Genomic DNA, 20,970 nt, shown 5'->3' on the forward strand with positions numbered 1-20,970 from the left:
TAAATCTGAAGACTGAAACAGCCCCTAGGAAATTAATTGAGCCATTTCTCCCCAATTCTCCCTGCCGATTTTGAGTCCAGTCCCCATCCCGTGATCATCAAATCTCTAGCTTTACCACCAGTCTTGATGAAAAATACGTTAAGATTAGTAACAATACCATAACAATGAGTCCTGTAGACTCGCCGCAACAGTAGGAGGATAGACCTCGGTGAATAAACGCTGGAGAAATGCGGGGTTATACGCCCTGCTTGCCATTGTAGTCTTAGCATTAGCAACTGCTTTTTTTGATAAACAGCCCCAAACCCGGGAAAGCTGGAAGTATAGTACCTTTATTCAAGAAGTCAAGAGTAATAAAGTTGAACGGGTCAGTCTCAGTTCCGATCGCTCCAGAGCCCTAGTCACGGCCCAGGATGGGAATAAAGTCATTGTTAACCTTCCCAACGATCCGGCCCTGATCGATATTCTGACCGAAAATAACGTTGATATTTCTGTTTTACCCCAAAACGATGAAAGCTTCTGGTTCAAAGCCCTGAGCAGTCTGTTTTTCCCCGTTTTACTCTTAGTGGGGTTATTTTTCTTACTCCGTCGCGCTCAGAATGGCCCGGGTAGCCAAGCTATGAACTTTGGCAAGTCCAAAGCTAGAGTCCAGATGGAACCCCAAACCCAAGTCACCTTCGGAGATGTGGCGGGTATCGAGCAAGCTAAACTCGAACTTAGCGAAGTCGTGGACTTCCTGAAAAATTCCGATCGGTTTACGGCCGTGGGTGCAAAAATTCCTAAAGGTGTCTTATTAGTTGGCCCCCCAGGAACCGGAAAAACCCTATTAGCCAAAGCCGTAGCCGGAGAAGCGGGTGTTCCCTTCTTCAGTATTTCCGGTTCGGAATTTGTAGAAATGTTCGTCGGTGTGGGTGCGTCCCGGGTGCGTGACCTGTTTGAACAGGCGAAAACCAATGCTCCCTGTATCGTATTTATTGATGAAATTGACGCCGTAGGTCGTCAACGGGGTGCAGGTTTAGGCGGTGGTAACGATGAGCGCGAACAAACCCTAAACCAGTTATTAACCGAAATGGACGGGTTTGAAGGCAATAACGGAATTATTATTATTGCCGCGACTAACCGCCCCGACGTCCTCGACTCCGCCTTAATGCGTCCGGGTCGCTTCGACCGCCAAGTTGTGGTTGACCGTCCCGACTATAACGGCCGAGCAGAAATTCTGCGAGTTCATGCCCGGGGCAAAACCTTGGCTAAAGATGTGGACTTGGATAAAATTGCCCGTCGTACCCCTGGGTTTACCGGGGCGGACTTATCCAACCTGTTAAACGAAGCCGCTATTTTAGCCGCCCGTCGTAACCTGACCGAAATTTCAATGGATGAAGTCAATGATGCCATTGACCGGGTGTTAGCTGGCCCTGAGAAGAAAGATCGGGTGATGAGCGAAAAACGCAAAACCCTAGTCGCTTATCACGAAGCCGGACACGCCTTAGTAGGGGCCTTAATGCCCGACTATGACCCTGTACAGAAAATTAGTATTATTCCTCGCGGTCGGGCCGGGGGGTTAACCTGGTTTATGCCCAGTGAAGAACGTATGGACTCCGGTTTGTTCAGCCGCTCCTATCTGGAAAATCAAATGGCCGTGGCTTTGGGTGGCCGGGTAGCTGAAGAAATTATCTTCGGGGAAGAAGAAGTCACCACCGGAGCGTCCAATGACTTACAACAGGTGACTCGGGTGGCCCGTCAAATGATTACCCGTTATGGGATGAGCGATCGCCTTGGCCCCGTGGCTTTAGGTCGTCAACAGGGGAATGTGTTTCTGGGACGGGATATTATGTCGGAACGGGATTTTTCCGAAGAAACCGCCTCAACTATTGATGCCGAGGTTCGTATACTGGTGGATGCCGCCTATAAACGGGCAAAACAAGTATTAGTAGAAAACCGCCATGTTTTAAATCAATTAGCCAATGTTTTAATTGATAAAGAAACGGTGGATGCTGATGAATTGCAAGAACTGTTAGCCAATAATGAAGTCAAAATGGCGTCAGTTGTTTAATTCAAATCCTAAAAATTAAATCAGTTTAAATAAAAATAGGGCTATTTCTGGGAACAGAAATATAGCCCTATTTTTATACCAGTTGCCCCTAACAGTTAGGAAAAAGACTGCTAAAGTCTTTTTTTCCCTATTCCCTCCCCCCCTAGCCCCCCGTGTACGGGGGGTTTGGGGGGGCTGTTCCCTAATTCTGGTAACTTCAAACCCTGGGGAATTAACGCAGAAAGCAAGCCACAAGCCACAAAACAATAAAAGTAATAAAAGCAATAAATCGTTCTACCGCGATCGCTCCTGCTAGTGAACTCAATAAACTTCCTAATATTAACCCCCCAATTAAACCCGCAACGGTCAGTAAAACCGCTCGACCAAACTTATTTTCCTTCCGGTTGAGGAAATAAAGACAAGATCCCACACCCAAGGCTAAAGTTAGTTGTAATAATGAGGTAGCAAAACCCGAATAAAGGCTCAAACCTGCCAAGGTGACATATACCCCAGAAGGCCATAATAACTCAGCACGACTGGGAGTATCCAACAGTTGGCTTAACCAATTGGGTTTTGAATTCGCCACAGGTTGAACACCAGAGGGCGGAGTTGGGGCCACTCGTTCGGGAAAACGAATTCGCTCCGGGACTTTAATTTTGCCCTCTTGTCGCATTTTCAACCGATCCATCAAAATGGCATCATAAGCCGCTTCAATAGATTGCAGCAGCTTAACTTCGCCAATATATTGCTGTTTTAGGCGATCTCGAGCTTCCTGAATTTCATCAAAGGAGGCATCAAGGGTAACCCCAAGCTGTTCGTAGGGACTTTGCTCGCTCATCAGACTTTTTCTTATACCGTTTATTAATTGTAAGCTTAACTCAATCTCGATCCAAACCGTTGATCTATTAACTCTACTGACTCACAATCCCTGACCATTGAACCCGTTTCAATTGTTCCCGACGATAGGAGAAAAAAGCCTCCGGGTCTTGATAGGTACAATGGGGAGCGATCGCCACTTGTTCAGGTGTAATCCCTAACTGTTCTAGTTGTAAACTATTAAACCGTCGCACATCTAAACGGACTTTATCCGGGTCAGGATCGGTCATTAGGGGGGAATTAGGGAGTTGATAGACTGGTTCTAATCCCCCTATATCACAAACCAAACTTTGGGCTAACTGGGTCGCCACATCCAAGGAAACTTGATAGACCTGTCCCGAAATCGCTGGCCCTAATCCGATCCGTAAATCCTCTAATTGACTACCCTGGGCTTGAAAATGAGCGATCGCCTCTGGAACAATCTTAGCGGCCGTCCCCCGCCAGCCCGCATGAACCGCAGCCACCTTTCCGGTTTGAGCATCCGCAATTAACACCGGAACACAATCCGCCGTAGCTACCCAAACCGCTTCCGAGGAATTTTCCGCAAATAAACCATCCGCTTCCATCAAAGGAATTTCCTGTGATCCTAAATTATCCAAGGGGTCAACAGTTCCCGTTTTTAACACTACATTCCCATGCACCTGCTTAACTCGATACACTGGAACCGCAGGTTGTAAAACAGCCACTAAGTCCGAAGGAGTTCGAGGACTAAAAGAACGGGTAAAAAAGCCATGTTGCCAATCTTTAAGCAAACTACAGGTTAAATAGGGTAATCCATTCCAGGTTTGCCAATGCCAAGTGTGCATAAAATTATGATTAGGAACAGTTGCGACTACAAACACCCCTAATTTTAACCGATTCTTCTTTGTGTCTTTGTGTCTTTGTGCCTTTGTGTTTTATTCCCATTCCCTTAAATAACTTGCTGAATTTATCCCGTTTGGAATCTGCCTTACAAACCCTGATGGAGACGCGCCGTGGTACTTCTCTACCAACTATTTATTATTTTGATAGCTTAATTTCTACTAATCAAACCGCCTGGGAACTGTTAGAACAGGGTGAACCTTCGGGAACTGTTGTTATCGCCGGAGAACAAACCGCCGGACGGGGACAATGGGGCCGACAATGGCAGTCGAGTCAGGGGGGGCTATTTTTATCAAAAATTGTCGATATCAACCTTCGGGTGACTCAACAAGCCCATTTGAGCATCAGTTCAGCTTGGGGTATCGCCACAATTTTGCGCGATCGCTCCTGTCCCGTACAATTGAAATGGCCGAATGATTTAATTTTAAATCAGCGCAAACTCGGCGGAATTCTCACCGAAACCAAAATTTCGGGACAGCTTATTACTCAGGCGGTGATCGGAGTTGGCTTAAACTGGGAAAATCCCGTTCCTGAAATTGGGATTAATTTACAAACCTTTTTTGCCCATTCTCCCACACCGCCGACGATTCAATCCCTAGAATTCCTCGCCGCCCTAGTCTTACAGGGATTAGACCTAGGGATTCAACACTTATCAGATACTAAGGTTAAGAAAATGTTAACGGGCTATAATCAACTCTTAACCTGTATGGGGAAACCGATCCAGATTGGGGATCAAATGGGTGAAATTATCGGAATTTCGGAACAAGGGAACCTGCGAGTTGGTCTTTATCCTAAAACCGAAATCGGTTTTTCTCAAGAAATTGACCAACAGCCCGGTACAATAAATATCGGCTACAGTTAGTTCAACAGTTAGATCATTATTGGTTGTGTGAGGAAGATGACGGAACAGAAAAAATATCCAACATCCAATACCCGCCAAGGACGTTGGTACTTGGGTTCAAGAAGTTACGCCCTTTTGGGTTTAGGTTGTCTTACGGGTTTAGTCCTATTCAGTAGCCGTGTAATTGCTACGGATGAATTTTCTATACCCGTGGAAGCGGAACCTGTGGAAGCGTCTGTTCCCAGCGCTCCTGAAGCGACTACAGGATACAGTGATAACTTGACTGTTCCGAATACTGAACCAGAACCCACCTATAGCGAACCCGCAACTGTTCCAGACTACTCTACACCTGATCCGAGTTATTCTGAACCCGCCCCTAATCCTGAACCAGAATATTATTCCGAACCCTACAGCCCAGAAATTCCTAATATTGTCCCTCCACCTGAACAAGAGATTGTTTTTCCAGAAACACCCCCCGCAGAGGAGTCTCCAGCTAATGCTTATATAGATCCAACGGATTATCAAATTGGGGCCACGGACGGCTATGAAGCTCCCTCTACAGTGGTATTCTCCGAACGTTCAACTGGATGCGAAGCGGCTTTAGAATTAGGACAATCCGCCGGAGATTTATGCGTCCCGGCTTATCCCTCATCAATTTATCAGGCGGAAAATAATCAAGTTCCCTATACTGGAAATACTCCCTACATTGGCAATAATAATTTAGGCTCTATTCCCAACCCCTTACTAGACGGGGGAAATACCGCCTATGGTCAGCCCAATTCCTCCTACACTAATGGTTTTGTTGCCAACTCCGAGGCTAATATTGGGGGCGGTTACGAGGCCAACTATACTTATAATCAGCAACCTCAATCCGTTGATTATGGTTCTGGTGGGTCATACTCTGGGGAAGTAGCCGTTACCGGGTTTAGCCCGATTCAAGTTGGCCCAATGGTGGTCAGCAGTATGAGTAATTCCGGTTTGACCTATTATAATCGCACCCAACGTCCGGCGGCGGTGCGGGGAAATGGCAATAGCAGCGCGCTTTTTCCCCTAACTATTCCCTCCCCAATTACTTCTTTATTTGGTTGGCGTGAACACCCGGTTTTGGGTTATGGCCGTTTTCACACCGGGATTGATTTAGGGGCTGATGAAGGGACACCCGTTGTGGCTTCCTATTCCGGTCAAGTGTCCGTCGCCGATTGGTTAGGGGGCTACGGGATGGCGGTGGTACTAAATCACTCGGAAAAATCCCAGGAAACCCTCTATGGTCACTTATCGGAATTGTTTGTTAAACCCGGAGAGCAGGTTAAACAGGGGGAAGTGATTGGACGGGTCGGAAGTACGGGGATATCCACCGGGCCCCATTTACACTTTGAGTTACGGAAGTTAACCAGTCAAGGCTGGGTAGCTATTGACCCCCGCAATGATATTGAAGTGGCGCTGGCTCAACTATTAAATACCATGAAGGTGGCGCAGGTTCCTTCCTCAGAATTTATTGCCAAATTAGCGGCAAAAACCACCGATGTTGAAACCGGAATTCCTAAATTACCCCCGTTACCGCCGGGTGTGGATGTGATGATTCCTAATTTAGAACCTCCGACCCTGAATTTTGGATTTGCAGAGAATCTTAAAAGTCCTGGATAATTCACCATAAATTTCTATTTTTTGACAGTTCAATATCTTCCCCCGTAGGTGCGGGTTCGAGTGAGGGGTTATTGGTTGGGTGGGGGCGGGTTTATTAAGGTTGTTGGTGAGTGGCAAAATTCATCGGTGAACCCGCCCCTACATATAGAAACAGGATTTCTGGTTATTGACAATTCAAAATAAGATATTGTTGAATAATGGGAGAAATCTTAAAGTAGGTTTGCTGTTGCTGTTCTTCTGTTTCTATTAAACAACGCCGTTCTAAAGATTGTATAGCTTTAAATACATCCATTGCAGGTAATTTAGATATTTCTATTAATTCCGCAATTCCTAGCGGTTGCTTTTCTTGACTTAGAGTTATGATTACGGTTTTTTCAATCTTTGACAACTGATCTAAATGCTGTGTTAAGATTTCGGTTAATTCCTCTCCTAGATATAGATTATCATATTTGAGAAATTCTGCAACCTTTCCTCTAAAAATATCTTGAATCATCGTTGCAACAATTTTTAACCATAAGGGATTTCCTTGATAAGTCTCAATTAACAAATGCCATTGTTCCTCATCTTTTAATCGTTTTTCGCGTAAAATTTCCGTTGCTGCTGAACCCAAACCGGGTAACTTTAAACAGCGAATGGGTGCATTATCATCAGTTAAGGTAACAATATCCTGGGGAAGTTCCCAACTATTGAGAATTAAACAACTTTGATGGGAGGTTTCAGCGATTAATTTAAACAATAGGCTATAATTTTTAAAGTCAGGATGATATTGTCCAGCTAGGGTTCCTTGATTGAGTAAGGTTTGCACATCATCCAGAATAATCAGACAGCGTTTAGTTCTCAGATATTCGATTAATAAAGATAATTGTTCTTCTAAACTAACAGGTAAATCTGTTAAGGATTGATTAGAGAAAAATAATAATAAATTTTTTAGGGTAATCTCTAAACTGGGGGAAGTATAAAAACTTCGCCATATAATTGCTTCAAATTCCGGTTGTAGGGTTTGAATTAAATAACGAGTTAGGGTAGTTTTACCAATACCACTTAATCCAATAATAGAAACTAGGCGACAATTTTCTTGAATTATCCAATTTTGTAGGGTTTTTAATTCGTGAATGCGATCATATATTTTCTTAAGATCCGGTGCTGTTCCTAAGTCAATTTGTTGTTGTTTTGGGGGAGATTGCGATCGCTCTGTTGGTATGATTGATGATGAGTTATTATTGCATATATTAACATGGCTAAGATTTACAGACTCATTATATAAAAAATAAGCTGATTGTGAGCGTTCCAAACTCGATATAATATTCGATTTCCTAATATTTTCACCTAAAATCCCTGAAAACATTTTCCATAATTGTGAGGCTAAATTTCTCACATAAGCCTCAGTGAGATAACATTCTTCTGCGATTTCAGAATATTTTTGGCCATCCCATACACCGCGCAATACCGCTTTTTGCAGATCATCCAGATGTTTTTCTGTCTCCGAAAAAACCACGTTGTCTGCTAACTTTAAGAATTCTTCTATGTCCATAACTCCACAACATATCAGTATTTTCACTAGGATATCAGACTTTTTGTGATTTCACCTGACATTTCTCAAAATATTATGACAATTTATGACGAAAACGATTTTAATTATCTGCTTAAAAGTGATATTTTATTACTTTACAAAAACAGGTTTTTTGTGCATACTATTCTTTAAATCAGTTCGTTTAGTCAGTTACTTATATTTATCAAAATTATCTCACTTTTATCTAAATTCAGGGAAGATATATGTCTAATCCACTTTCGCAAGATCCTAGTCAGAATTTGCTCCCATCTACCAGTTTTTCTGCTTTGAATTGGAACCTCCAAGAACCTAATCCAGCAGTTATTTTACAATCTGACTTATTAATCGGTCATATTAATCAAAACCCAAATATTACAGCACTCACGCCGAACCCTCTGATAGTTTATTGCTGGCTCAAATTCAAGGATCAATTGCAACTATTGACCCTAATATAACGTTACCGAATGACAATTCTTTCGATGGGTTGACGGGTGAAGCAATGGATATTGTCAAGGAACAATTAACCCAGTTTGCCAAGGTTCCTAATTTTGTCGAAAAGATGAATTTAGCCTTTGGAGAAAGTTGGGATAATCAAGCTGCAAATGTTCTAACCCAAGATTGGTTAAACGGTGATTTTAGTTTAATTCCGCCAGTTAAATTTGTCTCGTCTGCCGAAATTGGTGGGGCGAATGGGGCTTTTGCAGGGGCGACAGATACGATTTATTTATCGAGAGAATTATTGGCTGGGAATAGCGCAAATCCGGCGGCGGTGGCCGATGTGTTGTTGGAAGAAATCGGGCATTCTATTGATGCGCGGTTGAATATTACGGATGCACCCGGAGATGAGGGCGCGATTTTTGGGGCGGTTGTGCAGGGGAAGGAGTTGAGTGAGGGTGAGCTTCAGGGGTTGAGGGGTGAGGACGATCGGGCGACTGTTGTGTTAGGTGGGCAAACAATTTCGATTGAAAAGGCTGCTTTTGATTGGCAAAATAACTGGGGTGTCCAATCTTGGAATCGGAATGGAAATTCAAAAAGTTGGGAACCTGTATTATGGTCTGGCTATAATGCCCTAGGTTTTGGTTCTAACACCCGCAGCGATGGCAAAAAAGGTTTTGCAAAGGATTGGGGAAATGGGAGTCCTGCGAACGGAGTAAATCAGGATGACTTCTACTTGAGATTTTGGACACAAGCTGATTTTCAGCAAGGTCAAACTTACAACTTCAATGTAAAAGCCGATGATAAGTATGCTTTATTCGCTTACCCTGTAGGTGCAAATAACGAAAACCAGGCAGAACCGATCGGTGGCAATCAGTTGAAGGGAGATGCCTTTGAAGGTAAGACTATTCAATTTACACCGAAAAATAATGGTAAGTATTGGGTCAGGGCAGACTACCGTGAAATAGCTAACACTGCCTATTTCGATCTCTCTTGGGATAAAGTTTCTTCTGAACCACCTCTTTTTTCTAATCCATCAGGTTCTAACCCATTAAAAGGATTCCTGCATCCAACGAAAGGCAATCAACAAGGTAGTAGTCAAACTCATAAAGCTCCACAACAGTTTGCTGACGACATAGGGGTTGATATCGGGACAAATGTTTACGCAATGCGTTCGGGAACGGTGCTAGAAGTCAAGAAAGATGTGGCAGATTTACCTCCCAATCAGAAAGGTCTTGAGGCTAATCAGTTTAATACCAATTATGTTTTGATTAAACTTGATGACAATGATGGTGTTGATGATAATTACCGCGCAATTTATTTACATTTGCAACAAAACTCAGTGGTAGTAAACCCCGGCGATCATGTCGATCCAGGACAGTTAATTGCGCGAAGTGGTCATAACGGTTGGAGTAATGAACCTCATTTGCACGTTGATATTAGTCGTCCAAATGGTAGCTTATGGTATCAAAGACAGACTGTACCCTATGTATGGGATGAGCCATACGCATACAACAAGTGAATGCTTTAATGCCTAAACAGAGGAGCGATCGCCCTTATTTTCCCAAAGTACGATCTCCTTTCCCATCAGCCTTATACAATTCTCTACAATTCAAATTGGAAAACGTCAAACATGGCATTACAACCTAACGTACTAAACGGAATCTCTCGCTTGATCGGCGATAACACCTCTGAATTTATCACCCTCTCCCCTGGACAACTAACAAATTTTCCAGGTGGTGTGTTGGCTCTTGGTGGTAACGATACAGTTGTAGGCTCCTCCGACAGCGAACTAATTTTCGGGAATGAAGGTCAAGATAATATTTCCGCCGATGCAGGTAACGATACCCTATTTGGGGGAAAAGATAACGATCAGTTAGATGGAGGAACTGACAACGATTCCATCCTTGGTCATCTCAGTGACGATATGCTCAGAGGCGGAGACGGGAACGACACTTTATTAGGTGGCAAAGGCAACGATCAACTATTTGGCGACGCAGGAAATGATTTTCTCTCAGGTGACAGGGATATTGACACCCTTACTGGCGGACAGGGAAGTGATACATTTGCCTTGTCAACAGGTAGCGGTTTAGACATCATCACCGACTTTGAAAATACGATTGATTATATTCAAGTACCAGCCGATGTGAGTATTAGTGACATCTTGATTCAAGCCGCAGGTGCTAATACCCTACTTGTTCTGAAAAGTACAGGTGAACAATTAGTCCAACTGAATAATATTCAGGCTTCTAATATCACAATAGCTAACCTTTTATTACCTAATCAATCAGGACTAACAGAGATGCCCGAAGGGCCAGGAGGAATTCCTCAGTCGGTTGATCCTCTTAACCCTATGCCCGGAATTCCCCCTGAAATTTTGTCTTTTGTTTCTCCCATCCTCATAATTTAAAATTTACTGGTGTTTCTCCTTTTTTATGAGGGGCGATCAGTTTTTATTTAGAAGATGCGATCATGCTTTTTTTTCTAAAGTGCGATCGTTCTTTTTTTCCCAAATAACCAAAATGGCGATCGCTCTTTATTTAGAAGATGCGATCGCCCTTCCCTAATTTATCGCACGTTTGAGAATTTGAGCGACAACTCCGTACCTATCCCCCGTCAATCCATCCAATTCGTGTTCAATATCTTCCAACCAGCCTAACTTACTCGTCCACTTACTATTAGCTAATTGTCTAGCTGCATGAGTTGGAATACCGCTTGAGTCAACATATATCGCTATTTTCTGATATCCAACTTCTAATCCCTCGCCCTGACAAATTTCATATCCCAGTGTTTGATAAGCCTGAATATAGGCTGCTATCGTCTCCTCTTGTGGCACACCTTCTGGCCAATAAAATTGCTCTCCAGGTATCGGTTGCCACCAACGATCATTTTCCGCCGCCGCCCATGCAAAGCAGTTATCAGAAAAATGGGTTTAAAACCTCGTCCTTCTAGGACGACTTTTTATTAAGATAAATAACAAAACTACCGAATTACTGTGGTTTTCTGTTAGCATATTAATGGTTGTGAAAAGACCCGCCCGAATCAAAGATACTCCGAAATAAATAACAAGGTTGAAAGTCCTGTGGGGTTGAGATTAGAAACTGGGGAAGCGGATGTAAGGCAATGGGAAATCCAACCTTGAACGCATTAATTAACAAATTAAACAAAAAGTTTAACTTAGTGAACGAGGTTAAACTTAAGTCGCGGGAGGGCATTCCGAGACTTAAAACGGACGTGGAGATAGTGTAAGACTGCTTTTAAAGTAGCAACAGTCTGCGAAGCGTCAACCCCATTCAGCGACCATCCTAAAAAGGTGGCGTGGTGAGGAATCCCCGTCCGTTTACGGCGGGGAGGATGTCAAATTCTTGAGATTTGGGGCTGGTAACTTGATAATCCGTGCGGGATAAATTTAGCCACTTAAGTTCAAGTTCTGGTCTTCTATACATTATCTTCGATCGCGTAACCTTGAATTTTACCCCACTCTATCCAAGCTGATGCCATCTGTTTTACCCGCCCCCTTTGTTCTGGTTTAATCGGATTTTCACCGGTAATTGCACTCAACGCTGATAACCAGTAAAGCGGATTATTTTTCAGTTCTAATAGCAAAAGCGGCACTATTTTAGTTCCCATATTAATAATTTCCTGATAGGCCGGATGCTCAGATATTTGGGCAGTTGAAGACAGTCCAGAAACCTCTTTCTCCCAATCGGAGGCTAGTACATAAAATTTCTCAACTACCTCTGTGGAAATTTCAGCATTGTTGTTAAGGCTATTTTTAGCAGTATTTGGTGAAGAAAATTCTCCCCGTGCGAGGAAGTTTTCTATGCCTATTAAAACTAATTCTTCTATCGACAGATTCAGTTCGTTGGCGACTTGTTGTAACTTGAGAAGGCGCTCATCTGAAATAGCGATCGAGATCGTGTTCATCTGGATTACAAACTAGCATGATGCCTTGAGTGTAGCAAAAAAAATTACTTACTTTTTATTGCGATCACCCTTTTTTTCCGAAAGTGCGATCGGTTTTTATTGAGAAGAGGCGATCGCCCTTTTGATTTTTGATCGGGCGATCATTTTCAGAACATCAAAAATATTTTGCTATAATCAATTTAACTTTGATAAAACGACGAAATATTAATATGAACATCACTTTTAAACAAAATTTGATTAATACATTTGATAATTTAACTTCAGAAGAACGAGATCAACTGATTGAGTTTCTGCAAAAACGCCGGCTAGAGTTACAAGAACAAGAAATACTAAAATCTGTCAAGCTGACACGAGAAGCCAAGAAAAATGGCACAGCTTTTTGTGGCACTGCGGAAGAAGCAATTGCAAATCTTTTGGCAGACTAATTTATGAAAATAGTCTATGAAAATAGTTTTAAAAGGTCATTTAAAAGATTAGTAAAGAAGAATCCCCAACTGCAAGAAAAAGTCATTTCAGTAATAACTTTATTATCTGAAGACCCTTTTATCCCATCCCTAAAAACCCATAAATTAAAGGGAAATCTGGATGGTTTGTGGTCTTGCTCTGTTGCCTATGATTGTAGAATTATTTTTGATCTGGAAACAATAGACGAGTCAACAGGAGAGGGGATTTTAAACTTATATTATATTGGTAGTCATGATGAGGCTTATAGTTGATTTGATTTTGATTTTTGAAAGTGCGATCGCCTCATATCAAGCTTTTACCCGTTAAAAACTTATAGTAATAGGACTTTAACGATCGCGATCGCCTCATTTGTTGTGTTACGCCGCAATGCCAACGACCAAACGGAACTATCAACAAGAACATTTATGTTGTTTGTCGCTGTTGCTTGTAGTTATAATCTTCATCGTAGTCAATAGTACCAAACAATTCCAATATTTTTAGTTGTTTGCGACGTTGAATATACTCGCGTAAAGCTGCTTCAATTAATGTAGTAGGTGTTGGATGGTTACTCAAATCAAGAGCTTCTTGAAGAAGAGTTTTGTCAATTTCGAGCGTAGTTACCATGTATTTTCCTCCTGCAAGTAGGGTATGACACAATTGCCACCAGACAATACTGTAATTCTAGTGTAGCACTGAAATTCCATCAATAGTGCGATCGCCCTTATTTTCCCAAATAACAAAAGGTGCGATCACGTCTCTCCCAATCACCAAAAGCGCTATACGGCCTAAAAACTCAAGGACTCACCAATAACATTAGCCAAACTTTAATTGATATTTGCTATCATATCCTTAACAAATAACCCAAGAAATGTATGAAAATTAGAGCAATCATCCATCCCGCCGAAGAAGGTGGCTATTGGGCAGAAGTTCCCGCTCTTCCTGGGTGCATTACCGAAGGAGACACCATCGAAGAAGTGATGATTAATTTAAAAGATGCTATTGAGGGTTGGCTCGAAGTTGCTAATAGTCGTGAAGCCATTGCTTCCACAGATAAAATTGTGGAGATTGCGGTATGAAATCTATTTCGGGCAAACAACTTTGTAAAATAGTAGAGCAGAAAGGTTGGGTTTTGAAAAGAATTACAGGCAGTCATCATATCTATGAAAACCCAGAATTAGAACAAATTTTGTCAATTCCAATTCACCGCAATCAAGATTTGAAAGTGGGAACCTTGAGAGCCTTAATGAAAATAGCCCAGCTATCTGAGGAAGATTTACTCTGATTGTTAATTCAAGTTTTCGCAGTAATTTGAGGGATATCGTCAAGCCGATGCTTGTCAAGAGTCATAGCTACCTTTCTCCCATACCCCAAATCACCAAAAGCGCGATCGCCTTTTTTTCTAAAGAGCCAAAAGCACGATCTTTTTTTATCTAACTTATACTTTTCTTACATTTCTAAGCAACTGCGAGTTCATATTGCAGAACTAAAATTTCATCTGCTTTCAAAATAGCCATAGCATATTCAATCCCTTGACTATCAGCAAACTCCACTAAATACTGACATTCTTTTCCCGTATTATACACTTCAACAATAGTTCCCACAAGTCCTACTGGTAAACTAGAAACAGATTCGTATTCCGGTTCCACTAGCGTTAACCGTGTATTTGAAACAGGCTTGAGAATAGCAACAGAATCCAAAAGTTTAAGGTGTTTTGTCATAGTTTAAGGAAAGCTGAAATCAAACGAGGATTAGAATTAGTTAAAGTAATTTCCCAAATTGTCCTAAGCTCAATCCCTGCTGTATTGGGTACAGTCCAATCAACTTTAAACTGTTGCCCAAAATCAGTAATATCTTGTTGGATAACTTCACCTTCAATGGCGGCTTTTTGAATAAGTTCTCGCAAAACCTCTGCATTGTTAGTCGTGATTCCCAAAACCGACGCAAAGACTCTGGCTTTGTGTTTGCCACTCGAATGCTCTTGATTTAAGCAGTAGCCGACCAGCTTTTGCAGAGAAATTTCAGCCTGATTGCCATTATTAGGGGTCGAGGGGGGCTTTACAACCCCCGACTCCCATTCAGAACCGTGCTTGCGACTTTCACCGCACACGGCTCCTAGTCTAGTTGACTGTTATCATCAGAGCATCCATCTCCTTTTGAGTTATAAGACCCATCAGTTGATGTTTTAATATCGTGACAATGGCGATGTAATAATTGCAGGTTTTTATAATCATTCTTTCCACCTTTCGATGTAGGGATGATATGGTCGATTTCTGCAATATCTTCTGGGGTAAAATACTGCCCACAGAGGTTACATTTGCCTTTTTGCTTTTTGAGCAAAGTTGCTACTCGTTTAGGTACATCAAAAGATGTTCCTTTTCTTGTACTCCAATATGTCCAGTTTCCGTCATAAGGTGATGCTTCAGGTCTTACAGTGACGTGGCGGGTGATTGGTGTTTCTGCATGGGTTAGTAGTTTATAACCATCTTTGGTTTCAAAATTCCATGCTTTGCTATCGTTTTTCCTGAAATAGTTCTTCAGTTTCCCGTAGTTTGCCTTTCCGCATCTGCTGACTGTCCATGCTCTTAATCTCTGCCATGTCATATAATCTAAAGAGGAGTATGTTTCTTTGGAAACTACTTTGGAGTGATAATTACACCATCCTCTTATGACAGGGTTTAAGCGTTTGATTAGTGCGTATTGGGGTGCAGTTTTGTGGGTTTTAATCACTTCTTTCACTTTGTCCGCGTGAGCTTTAATTGCCTTCTTACTAGGTTTTATTAGAGTTTTAAATCCTAATCGCTTAGAGCTTCCTCCCGTTGTACCACAGTGGTGTTTTCCCACTGGGTATTGTCGAAAGTTCCAGCCTAGAAAGTCGAATCCTGGTGCTACCTTTTCGCCTTTTACTTCAATTTCTTTCAGTGTGTGGCATATACGGGTTTTGGCTGGTTTCAGTTCCAACCCTACAGGTTTTAACCATTCTTCGATAGCAACCTGGCACTGTTGAATGACCTCTAATTGTGGACTAATAACCACAAAATCATCGGCATATCTGATGACTGTTGCGTAGTTTTTGTTGTTGCTCGTTTTCTTTGGGAACAAGCTCCTAACTAAACTCATCATTCCATCCAGTGCGATGTTTGCAAGTAGAGGACTAATGACTCCTCCTTGTGGAGTGCCTGTCTCTGTTGCATTAAATATGCCGTTATCCATAACTCCAGCTTTTAACCATTGTTTGATTTGGGCTTTCATTGTTGATGGACAATCAATTTTGGACAGTAGGTATTCATGGTTGATCTGGTCAAAACATTTTGAGATGTCAGCATCTAAGATGTAATATTCACCTTTATTGATGCTTTGGAAGATTCTTGACATTGCGTCGTGGGTAGAGCGTCCGGGTCTGAACCCGTAGCTTTCACCTTCAAATCTGGCTTCCCATTGTGGTTCTAATGCAGATTTCACCAAGGCTTGTCTGACTCTATCGTTTATAGTTGGGATTCCTAGAGGACGTTCTTCTCCGTTGGGTTTGGGTATCCATTTCCTTCGGAGTGGTTTCGCCTTTTGGTATTTATTCAAGTTTCCGACAAGTTCTAATCGTTGTTTGGGTGTGATGGATTTAACACCATCTACCCCGGCTGTTTTCTTGCCTTGATTATCTTGAGTTACCCTTCTAACTGCTAAGAGTTTGGCGTAATATGACTTAACTAGAAGTTTTTGAAGTTTTCGAGCCTTTGCATTTTGTCCCGATAATGATGCCTGGTAAATTCGCTTTTGCAGCTTGAATACTTTTCTTTGAACTTTCGCCCAGTTGATTGTATTCCATGCTTCCGTAGTCTTGAAACTCGTTTTCACCGTTTATACTGCTGTTAGAGTCGATTAGAGGGTTGCCCCTCTAACCTCTCCTTCAGAACCGTGCATGAAACTTTCGCCTCACACGGCTCCTTGATATTTCCACCTTTGTTATAGGTACGATTTAAAACGGATTGAGGTCGTAATTCTCAACTATTGGTAGTTGCTTACTTTTAGTTGCAGAACCATCATGAACCGTTTTTATGTCGTGACAATGTTTGTGTAAAAGTTGAAGATTATCATAGGTGTCTTTTCCACCTAATGATTTTGGTTTAATATGGTCAACTTCTACAATGTCTGTACTTGTAAAATACAGACCACAGTGAGAACAAATACCCTTTTGTTTCTTGATTAATTTGGAAACCCTGTTAGGAGTTTCAGGATATTCGCCTCTACGTTTACTCCAGTAAATCCAGTCTCCATTGAACGGACTAGCCTCACCTTTAACCTTTGTATGCCTTACGATTGGCGTACTCTTGTGGATGAGTAATTCTAATCCATCTTCTGTACTGAAACACCAATTTCTGTCTTCTACTGTTCTCCAGTATTTGTCTTTATTGATGCTCCCTTTTCCCCTCGTTCTTGCCCAGGCTCTTAACTTGTCGTAGATTAGATGGTCAACCTTTGAAAAGATTTCTTTGCTAATCACAGTTGAGTAATAGTTTGACCAGCCCCTAATGATTGGATTTAGCTTGCCTATTAAAGCAGCTTGTGGGGCGTTCTTATGGGTATCTATTACATCAGTTATTTTGACAAGATGAGTTTTAGTTTTTGTTTTTGAGGGTGTGATTAATGTTTTAAAACCTAATAATTTTCCATAAGGGTTTTTAGCACATTTGTAGTTACCTACTTTGTACTGTTGTATATGGAACCCTAGGAACTCAAACCCAATGTTTCCCTCGATTTCCTTGAGGGTGTGGGTTAATCTTGTTTTACTTGGTTTTAATTCCAATCCCATGTCAATTAACCATTCCACAATTATCTCTTGACACTTTTTGACTACGTTTAAATCCTCGTGGATTATTACGAAATCATCAGCGTAACGGATTAAACTAAGGTTTTTAGGAAAAAGTTCTTTTCCGTCCATGTACCCTGCTCTTAGCCACGCTTGAATTTGACGGCTTAATGTAGGGTATGTGTGAATTTTTGAGATTAATGCTTTGTGATTTATGCGGTCGAAGCATTTGGATATATCAGCATCGAGTACAAATTTAGATTTGCTTCTAATGCTAAGAAATATTGCTTCGATTGCATCGTGGCATGAGCGTCCTGGTCTGAAACCATAACTGTTTGGCTCAAATTTAGCCTCCCATTCTGGTTCTAACGCTAGTTTTACTAACGCTTGCAATGCGCGGTCGTTGATTGTGGGTATTCCTAATGGACGGGTTTCGGTTGTACCAGGTTTGGGAATATTAACTCTACGAGTTGGTTTTACCTTATTGGTTAACTTTAATCGTCCTACCAAGTTCATACGTTGTTTAGGATTCAGTGTTTTGATTCCGTCCACTCCGGCTGTATTTTTACCTTGGTTATCTTGTGTTATCCGGCGAACCGCAATACATTTTGCTGACCAGGAATTAATCAGGGTCTTTTGAAGTTTACGAACTGCTTTAACATCGCCTCGTTCACTCGCTTGAAATATGCGCTTTTGCAACTTGAAAGTTACCTTTTCCAGCTTGCGCCAGTTAAGGTCTTTCCATTCCACCGTCTGAGTTTTAATCAGCGTTTTAGACATTTGTATTGCTACTTGTTCTATTTCTTTGGAATTACCGAGTATCTGTCTGCATATCTTTGCCTTTTGGCTTGGTGTTAATCTAGGATTCTTACCGTATTTTTCAACGGATTTACCATTGATTTAGCCTTTACACCATTTAAAGTGACGATGATTCAAACACATCTTTGCTTGTGCTACGCATGGACTTTTTGCTCGATAGTTACCAGATTTGGCTACCAGTAGTTCTACCTTTTAACCCCGCTTTAGTCTGTTGGTTGCTACCCGAACAAACTAGGGGTTATGCTTTCACCTCAGCACTTGAGGGATGAGACTTGTCAGAACTTCTGACTCACTCATAAATGTAATCAGTTATCACCAGTCTTAACAACTGGGTTAACCGTCCCATAAACTTTTCAGCTTATTTTAGGTTAAACGAATCGCACGTTAACAACCTTACCTAACAACTAAACCGGAATCTGTCTGCGTATCCTAAACATTACATTTAGGCATTGGCTTCTGACTCCATCTCTCGCCCTCATAACATCCGCCTTAGATTTGTGGCTACCTAACAATATTCGACCTCTGTAGGAGTACATGAGGGGTTTTAAAGTTCCTTGAAAATGGGTTTATTGCCTTTAGAGTCATCCTATCCGCCGGGGTACTTTTGGGAGTCTTAGTAAGTATTTTAATTAAAATCTTACCTTTTGTAGAAATTCGTTGAACTTTCTACCTTTTCCCCTTGTTCTTTTTGAACGCAGCGTGGTCAAATCAATTTCGCTACCTTATTGTAACGACGGTTCATGTTGGATGTTTACTTTCGTTATTCTTAGGCAATTAGCTAGAGAACTTCTTAGGTATTTGATTTATACCCGATTTCCCGTTATTCCCAGCTTCAGTGTTTTGATAATCAGTCTGACACTGTGGGAATTGCCATATCTCTTTGGTGTTGGCTACCACATAGAATAGTTACTACCATTGACTCCGAGATTGACCTTCCTTTAAGGTCACATTTTCAAAGTTAAGACAGGCTCGATTGGATTTATTGTGTACCAATTATCTATACCTGTCTCCCTGTTTACGTTTTGGGTTTTATCCCTAGACTTTGACAGGAACGTCTCGCACAATTAAAACAATATTAAGACAATTTGGTAATTTCCGGTGGATCGGATCAGAAATTTGTCAAATTTGGTGAACCAGCATGGAAGTCAGCTTTTCAGGGCTTCAAAATCGTAGTAAGCCCTTCAGGGCTTCAATCCCATGGCTACAGGTAAGGAACTTCAAAATCACTCTAAGTTAAGCCCAGAAAAGCTCACAACAATTGATCTTGTTGCCTCGTATCGGTTTTGAACTTTCGTTTATCACATAATGTTACTTTTGTCAAGTATCACTGTTGGCTTTTGGGAATTCTGCGATCGCTCGTCATCAGCGTTTCAATGCCCTCTATAGAAAAGATGAGGAGCCTTTGAGAGTCCAAAGGCTAATACTTGTCAAGCCTCAGATTTTGATGCTCACAATCAATTTACTTGCATTACTTACAGTTAGCTATAGCCCATTCTTGCAAGTAGTTTCCTATAACTATTTTACCAATTTGATAGCCACCATAAACAGCTGCACCTGTCCCTCCAACTAATAGAAATCCCATGACAGCAGGGCCACCTACGGCGGAAGTCACAACTGCTGTAGCTGCTGCTCCACTTGCACTGCTACCCAACCAGCCAGCTATTAACTGAGTTAAGCCACCTAATCCCAACTGAGACACAGTAGAAGCAATTCCAGCATAACCAGACAAAGCTCCTGCACCAGCAGCAGAAGCACTTGTTACAGATCGAAGTATTACAACTGTTGCATCTGCACCTTTTTCAATAGCCGTCCAACTGGAACTATCACCTCCTTGAACTTTATCCAGATAAGATTGACACATAGTTTCTGGAGTTGATTGTAGAAAAACTTTCATATCTTTTCGGAGTTGTTTGTTCTTTCCAAGCACTTGTTCACCCGCAAAAGATATAGAGTCCAAAACCAGTTGATTGACCGGAATATTAATGTTAGCTAAAAATGAGTTAGTTTTGTTGGAAATATCTGCGTAGTCAATTGCTTGAAGGTTGTTTCCAAAGTCTTGAACTAGCTGTTGACCGTACTTTAATTGATCCCCACTAACTTTACTTGCATCTTTCAAGATTTGATTCGATGAAATAAAAGTATTTCCTAATGTAGTTTGGGTGTTGGCAAGAATCTGTTTTCCTAATTCAGCCTTGGCATAAAGTAGTTGAGCCGTTTCTTCTAAAACCTGGTCTTTAGCAATGTTTTGCTGTTCTAAAACATTCTTAGTAGTTTCGACAAACTGACTGCTACCCACAAAATTACTTAGGTCTTGCATAGCTTGTTTGCAATCGAGCAACATCTCCCTCGATTGCACCACTAACATCGGTGATTATCTGTGATAGATTGATCTGATTTAATAAAGATTTTGCTTCAGCACTTAAACGGCTTCCAATTTCAAGCTGCTTTCTTGTAAGCTCGTTGACTTTTTGGGAAAGTTCTGATCCGTGTTGAAGTTGTTCTCCGATAAAACCTTGTGATCCTTTTATCAGATTGAAAGATCCTTTTTTCGTATCCTCGAAGACTTGACCCATATTACTGAGTAGAGTTGGGTCACTAGCTAAAATTACAGCAGGTGAGTTAGCATTTATTGGCGTTATCGGATCTGCTAAAGCTTTGGCTGTTTCTATAAATCCTGAATGAATGAGTAGAAACAAACTTGAAATAAGAATTACTAATGGTTTCCGACAAGACTTAAACATTATTAA

General features: G+C 41.5%; 21 protein-coding genes and 1 pseudogene. 10 read left to right on the plus strand and 12 right to left on the minus strand.

Annotated features, from left to right (window positions below):
- Positions 1 to 208 precede the first annotated feature (208 nt).
- Positions 209 to 2,047 carry an ATP-dependent zinc metalloprotease FtsH3 gene (ftsH3, locus tag NMG86_RS14760; RefSeq protein ID WP_026794256.1) on the plus strand — a complete coding sequence of 613 codons (1,839 nt, stop codon included), beginning with the start codon at positions 209 to 211 and terminating at the stop codon, positions 2,045 to 2,047.
- Positions 2,048 to 2,258: 211 nt separating this feature from the next.
- Here ftsH3 and NMG86_RS14765 read toward each other — a convergent pair whose 3' ends face one another.
- Positions 2,259 to 2,864, minus strand: coding sequence for a CPP1-like family protein (locus NMG86_RS14765; RefSeq protein ID WP_026797948.1), 606 nt, complete (start codon positions 2,862 to 2,864; stop codon positions 2,259 to 2,261).
- Positions 2,865 to 2,937: 73 nt separating this feature from the next.
- A complete protein-coding gene (gene pgeF / locus NMG86_RS14770) occupies positions 2,938 to 3,708 on the minus strand; it encodes a peptidoglycan editing factor PgeF (protein WP_026797949.1) in 771 nt (256 codons plus the stop codon).
- A gap of 20 nt (positions 3,709 to 3,728) precedes the next feature.
- On the opposite strand from pgeF, the gene NMG86_RS14775 reads away from it, so the two are divergent.
- Positions 3,729 to 4,625, plus strand: a complete 897-nt coding sequence (locus NMG86_RS14775; RefSeq protein ID WP_233428048.1) for a biotin--[acetyl-CoA-carboxylase] ligase — start codon at positions 3,729 to 3,731, stop codon at positions 4,623 to 4,625.
- Positions 4,626 to 4,661: 36 nt separating this feature from the next.
- On the plus strand, positions 4,662 to 6,248 hold the full coding sequence (locus NMG86_RS14780; protein WP_026797951.1) for a M23 family metallopeptidase: 1,587 nt from the start codon (positions 4,662 to 4,664) through the stop codon (positions 6,246 to 6,248).
- 163 nt (positions 6,249 to 6,411) lie between these two features.
- Here NMG86_RS14780 and NMG86_RS14785 read toward each other — a convergent pair whose 3' ends face one another.
- The gene (locus NMG86_RS14785) at positions 6,412 to 7,779 is read right to left on the minus strand and encodes a helix-turn-helix domain-containing protein (protein WP_026797952.1); all 1,368 of its coding nucleotides are present in this window, start codon (positions 7,777 to 7,779) and stop codon (positions 6,412 to 6,414) included.
- A gap of 424 nt (positions 7,780 to 8,203) precedes the next feature.
- Between NMG86_RS14785 and NMG86_RS14790 the strand changes: the two genes are divergently transcribed.
- The 3 genes from NMG86_RS14790 (at position 8,204) to NMG86_RS14800 (ending at position 10,799) form a co-directional block, all read left to right on the plus strand.
- On the plus strand, positions 8,204 to 9,754 hold the full coding sequence (locus NMG86_RS14790) for a M23 family metallopeptidase (RefSeq protein WP_026797953.1): 1,551 nt from the start codon (positions 8,204 to 8,206) through the stop codon (positions 9,752 to 9,754).
- 111 nt (positions 9,755 to 9,865) lie between these two features.
- A complete protein-coding gene (locus tag NMG86_RS14795; RefSeq protein WP_052338740.1) occupies positions 9,866 to 10,642 on the plus strand; it encodes a calcium-binding protein in 777 nt (258 codons plus the stop codon).
- 25 nt (positions 10,643 to 10,667) lie between these two features.
- A complete protein-coding gene (locus NMG86_RS14800) occupies positions 10,668 to 10,799 on the plus strand; it encodes a hypothetical protein (protein WP_272944387.1) in 132 nt (43 codons plus the stop codon).
- Here NMG86_RS14800 and NMG86_RS14805 read toward each other — a convergent pair.
- Together NMG86_RS14805 and NMG86_RS14810 are read right to left on the minus strand one after the other, a co-directional pair.
- Positions 10,796 to 11,137: pseudogene (locus NMG86_RS14805) on the minus strand (DUF7689 domain-containing protein); the annotation flags it as partial. The gene NMG86_RS14800 and the pseudogene NMG86_RS14805 sit on opposite strands and share 4 nt — an antisense overlap.
- Before the next feature lie 533 nt (positions 11,138 to 11,670).
- Positions 11,671 to 12,159, minus strand: a complete 489-nt coding sequence (locus NMG86_RS14810; protein ID WP_026797954.1) for a hypothetical protein — start codon at positions 12,157 to 12,159, stop codon at positions 11,671 to 11,673.
- A gap of 209 nt (positions 12,160 to 12,368) precedes the next feature.
- Between NMG86_RS14810 and NMG86_RS14815 the strand changes: the two genes are divergently transcribed.
- Complete coding sequence (locus NMG86_RS14815; RefSeq protein WP_036832737.1) at positions 12,369 to 12,584, plus strand: hypothetical protein; 216 nt, start codon at positions 12,369 to 12,371, stop codon at positions 12,582 to 12,584.
- A gap of 3 nt (positions 12,585 to 12,587) precedes the next feature.
- On the plus strand, positions 12,588 to 12,875 hold the full coding sequence (locus NMG86_RS14820; RefSeq protein WP_026797955.1) for a type II toxin-antitoxin system RelE/ParE family toxin: 288 nt from the start codon (positions 12,588 to 12,590) through the stop codon (positions 12,873 to 12,875).
- A 151-nt stretch (positions 12,876 to 13,026) separates the two neighbouring features.
- Here the strand turns inward: NMG86_RS14820 and NMG86_RS14825 are convergent, their stop codons facing one another.
- Entirely contained in the window at positions 13,027 to 13,227 is a 201-nt protein-coding gene (locus NMG86_RS14825; RefSeq protein WP_026797956.1) for a type II toxin-antitoxin system VapB family antitoxin, read from the minus strand.
- Positions 13,228 to 13,475: 248 nt separating this feature from the next.
- On the opposite strand from NMG86_RS14825, the gene NMG86_RS14830 reads away from it, so the two are divergent.
- Both NMG86_RS14830 and NMG86_RS14835 read left to right on the plus strand, forming a co-directional pair.
- Positions 13,476 to 13,679, plus strand: a complete 204-nt coding sequence (locus tag NMG86_RS14830; RefSeq protein ID WP_026786311.1) for a type II toxin-antitoxin system HicB family antitoxin — start codon at positions 13,476 to 13,478, stop codon at positions 13,677 to 13,679.
- Positions 13,676 to 13,885 (plus strand): type II toxin-antitoxin system HicA family toxin, encoded by a 210-nt coding sequence (locus tag NMG86_RS14835; protein WP_026786310.1) that lies wholly within the window; start codon positions 13,676 to 13,678, stop codon positions 13,883 to 13,885. Before NMG86_RS14830 ends, NMG86_RS14835 begins: the two co-directional genes overlap by 4 nt.
- Positions 13,886 to 14,057: 172 nt before the next feature.
- On the opposite strand, the gene NMG86_RS14840 is transcribed toward NMG86_RS14835, so the two are convergent.
- The 6 genes from NMG86_RS14840 to NMG86_RS14865 all read right to left on the minus strand — a co-directional run bounded on the left by NMG86_RS14840 (position 14,058) and on the right by NMG86_RS14865 (position 20,964).
- A complete protein-coding gene (locus NMG86_RS14840) occupies positions 14,058 to 14,321 on the minus strand; it encodes a DUF4926 domain-containing protein (protein ID WP_026786309.1) in 264 nt (87 codons plus the stop codon).
- Entirely contained in the window at positions 14,318 to 14,710 is a 393-nt protein-coding gene (locus NMG86_RS14845; RefSeq protein ID WP_237747619.1) for a DUF6883 domain-containing protein, read from the minus strand. The genes NMG86_RS14840 and NMG86_RS14845 overlap by 4 nt, the downstream gene beginning before the upstream one ends.
- A 5-nt stretch (positions 14,711 to 14,715) precedes the next feature.
- Positions 14,716 to 16,452 (minus strand): group II intron reverse transcriptase/maturase, encoded by a 1,737-nt coding sequence (gene ltrA / locus NMG86_RS14850; RefSeq protein WP_499103712.1) that lies wholly within the window; start codon positions 16,450 to 16,452, stop codon positions 14,716 to 14,718.
- Positions 16,453 to 16,573: 121 nt separating this feature from the next.
- Complete coding sequence (locus NMG86_RS14855; RefSeq protein ID WP_043937032.1) at positions 16,574 to 18,184, minus strand: group II intron reverse transcriptase/maturase; 1,611 nt, start codon at positions 18,182 to 18,184, stop codon at positions 16,574 to 16,576.
- A gap of 1,507 nt (positions 18,185 to 19,691) precedes the next feature.
- Positions 19,692 to 20,540, minus strand: a complete 849-nt coding sequence (locus NMG86_RS14860; protein ID WP_026797957.1) for a hypothetical protein — start codon at positions 20,538 to 20,540, stop codon at positions 19,692 to 19,694.
- Positions 20,524 to 20,964 carry a hypothetical protein gene (locus NMG86_RS14865; RefSeq protein ID WP_026797958.1) on the minus strand — a complete coding sequence of 147 codons (441 nt, stop codon included), beginning with the start codon at positions 20,962 to 20,964 and terminating at the stop codon, positions 20,524 to 20,526. Before NMG86_RS14865 ends, NMG86_RS14860 begins: the two co-directional genes overlap by 17 nt.
- Between the last annotated feature and the right edge of the window lie 6 nt (positions 20,965 to 20,970).

The sequence above is a fragment of the Planktothrix rubescens CCAP 1459/22 genome (assembly GCA_904830895.1).
GTDB lineage: Bacteria > Cyanobacteriota > Cyanobacteriia > Cyanobacteriales > Microcoleaceae > Planktothrix > Planktothrix agardhii.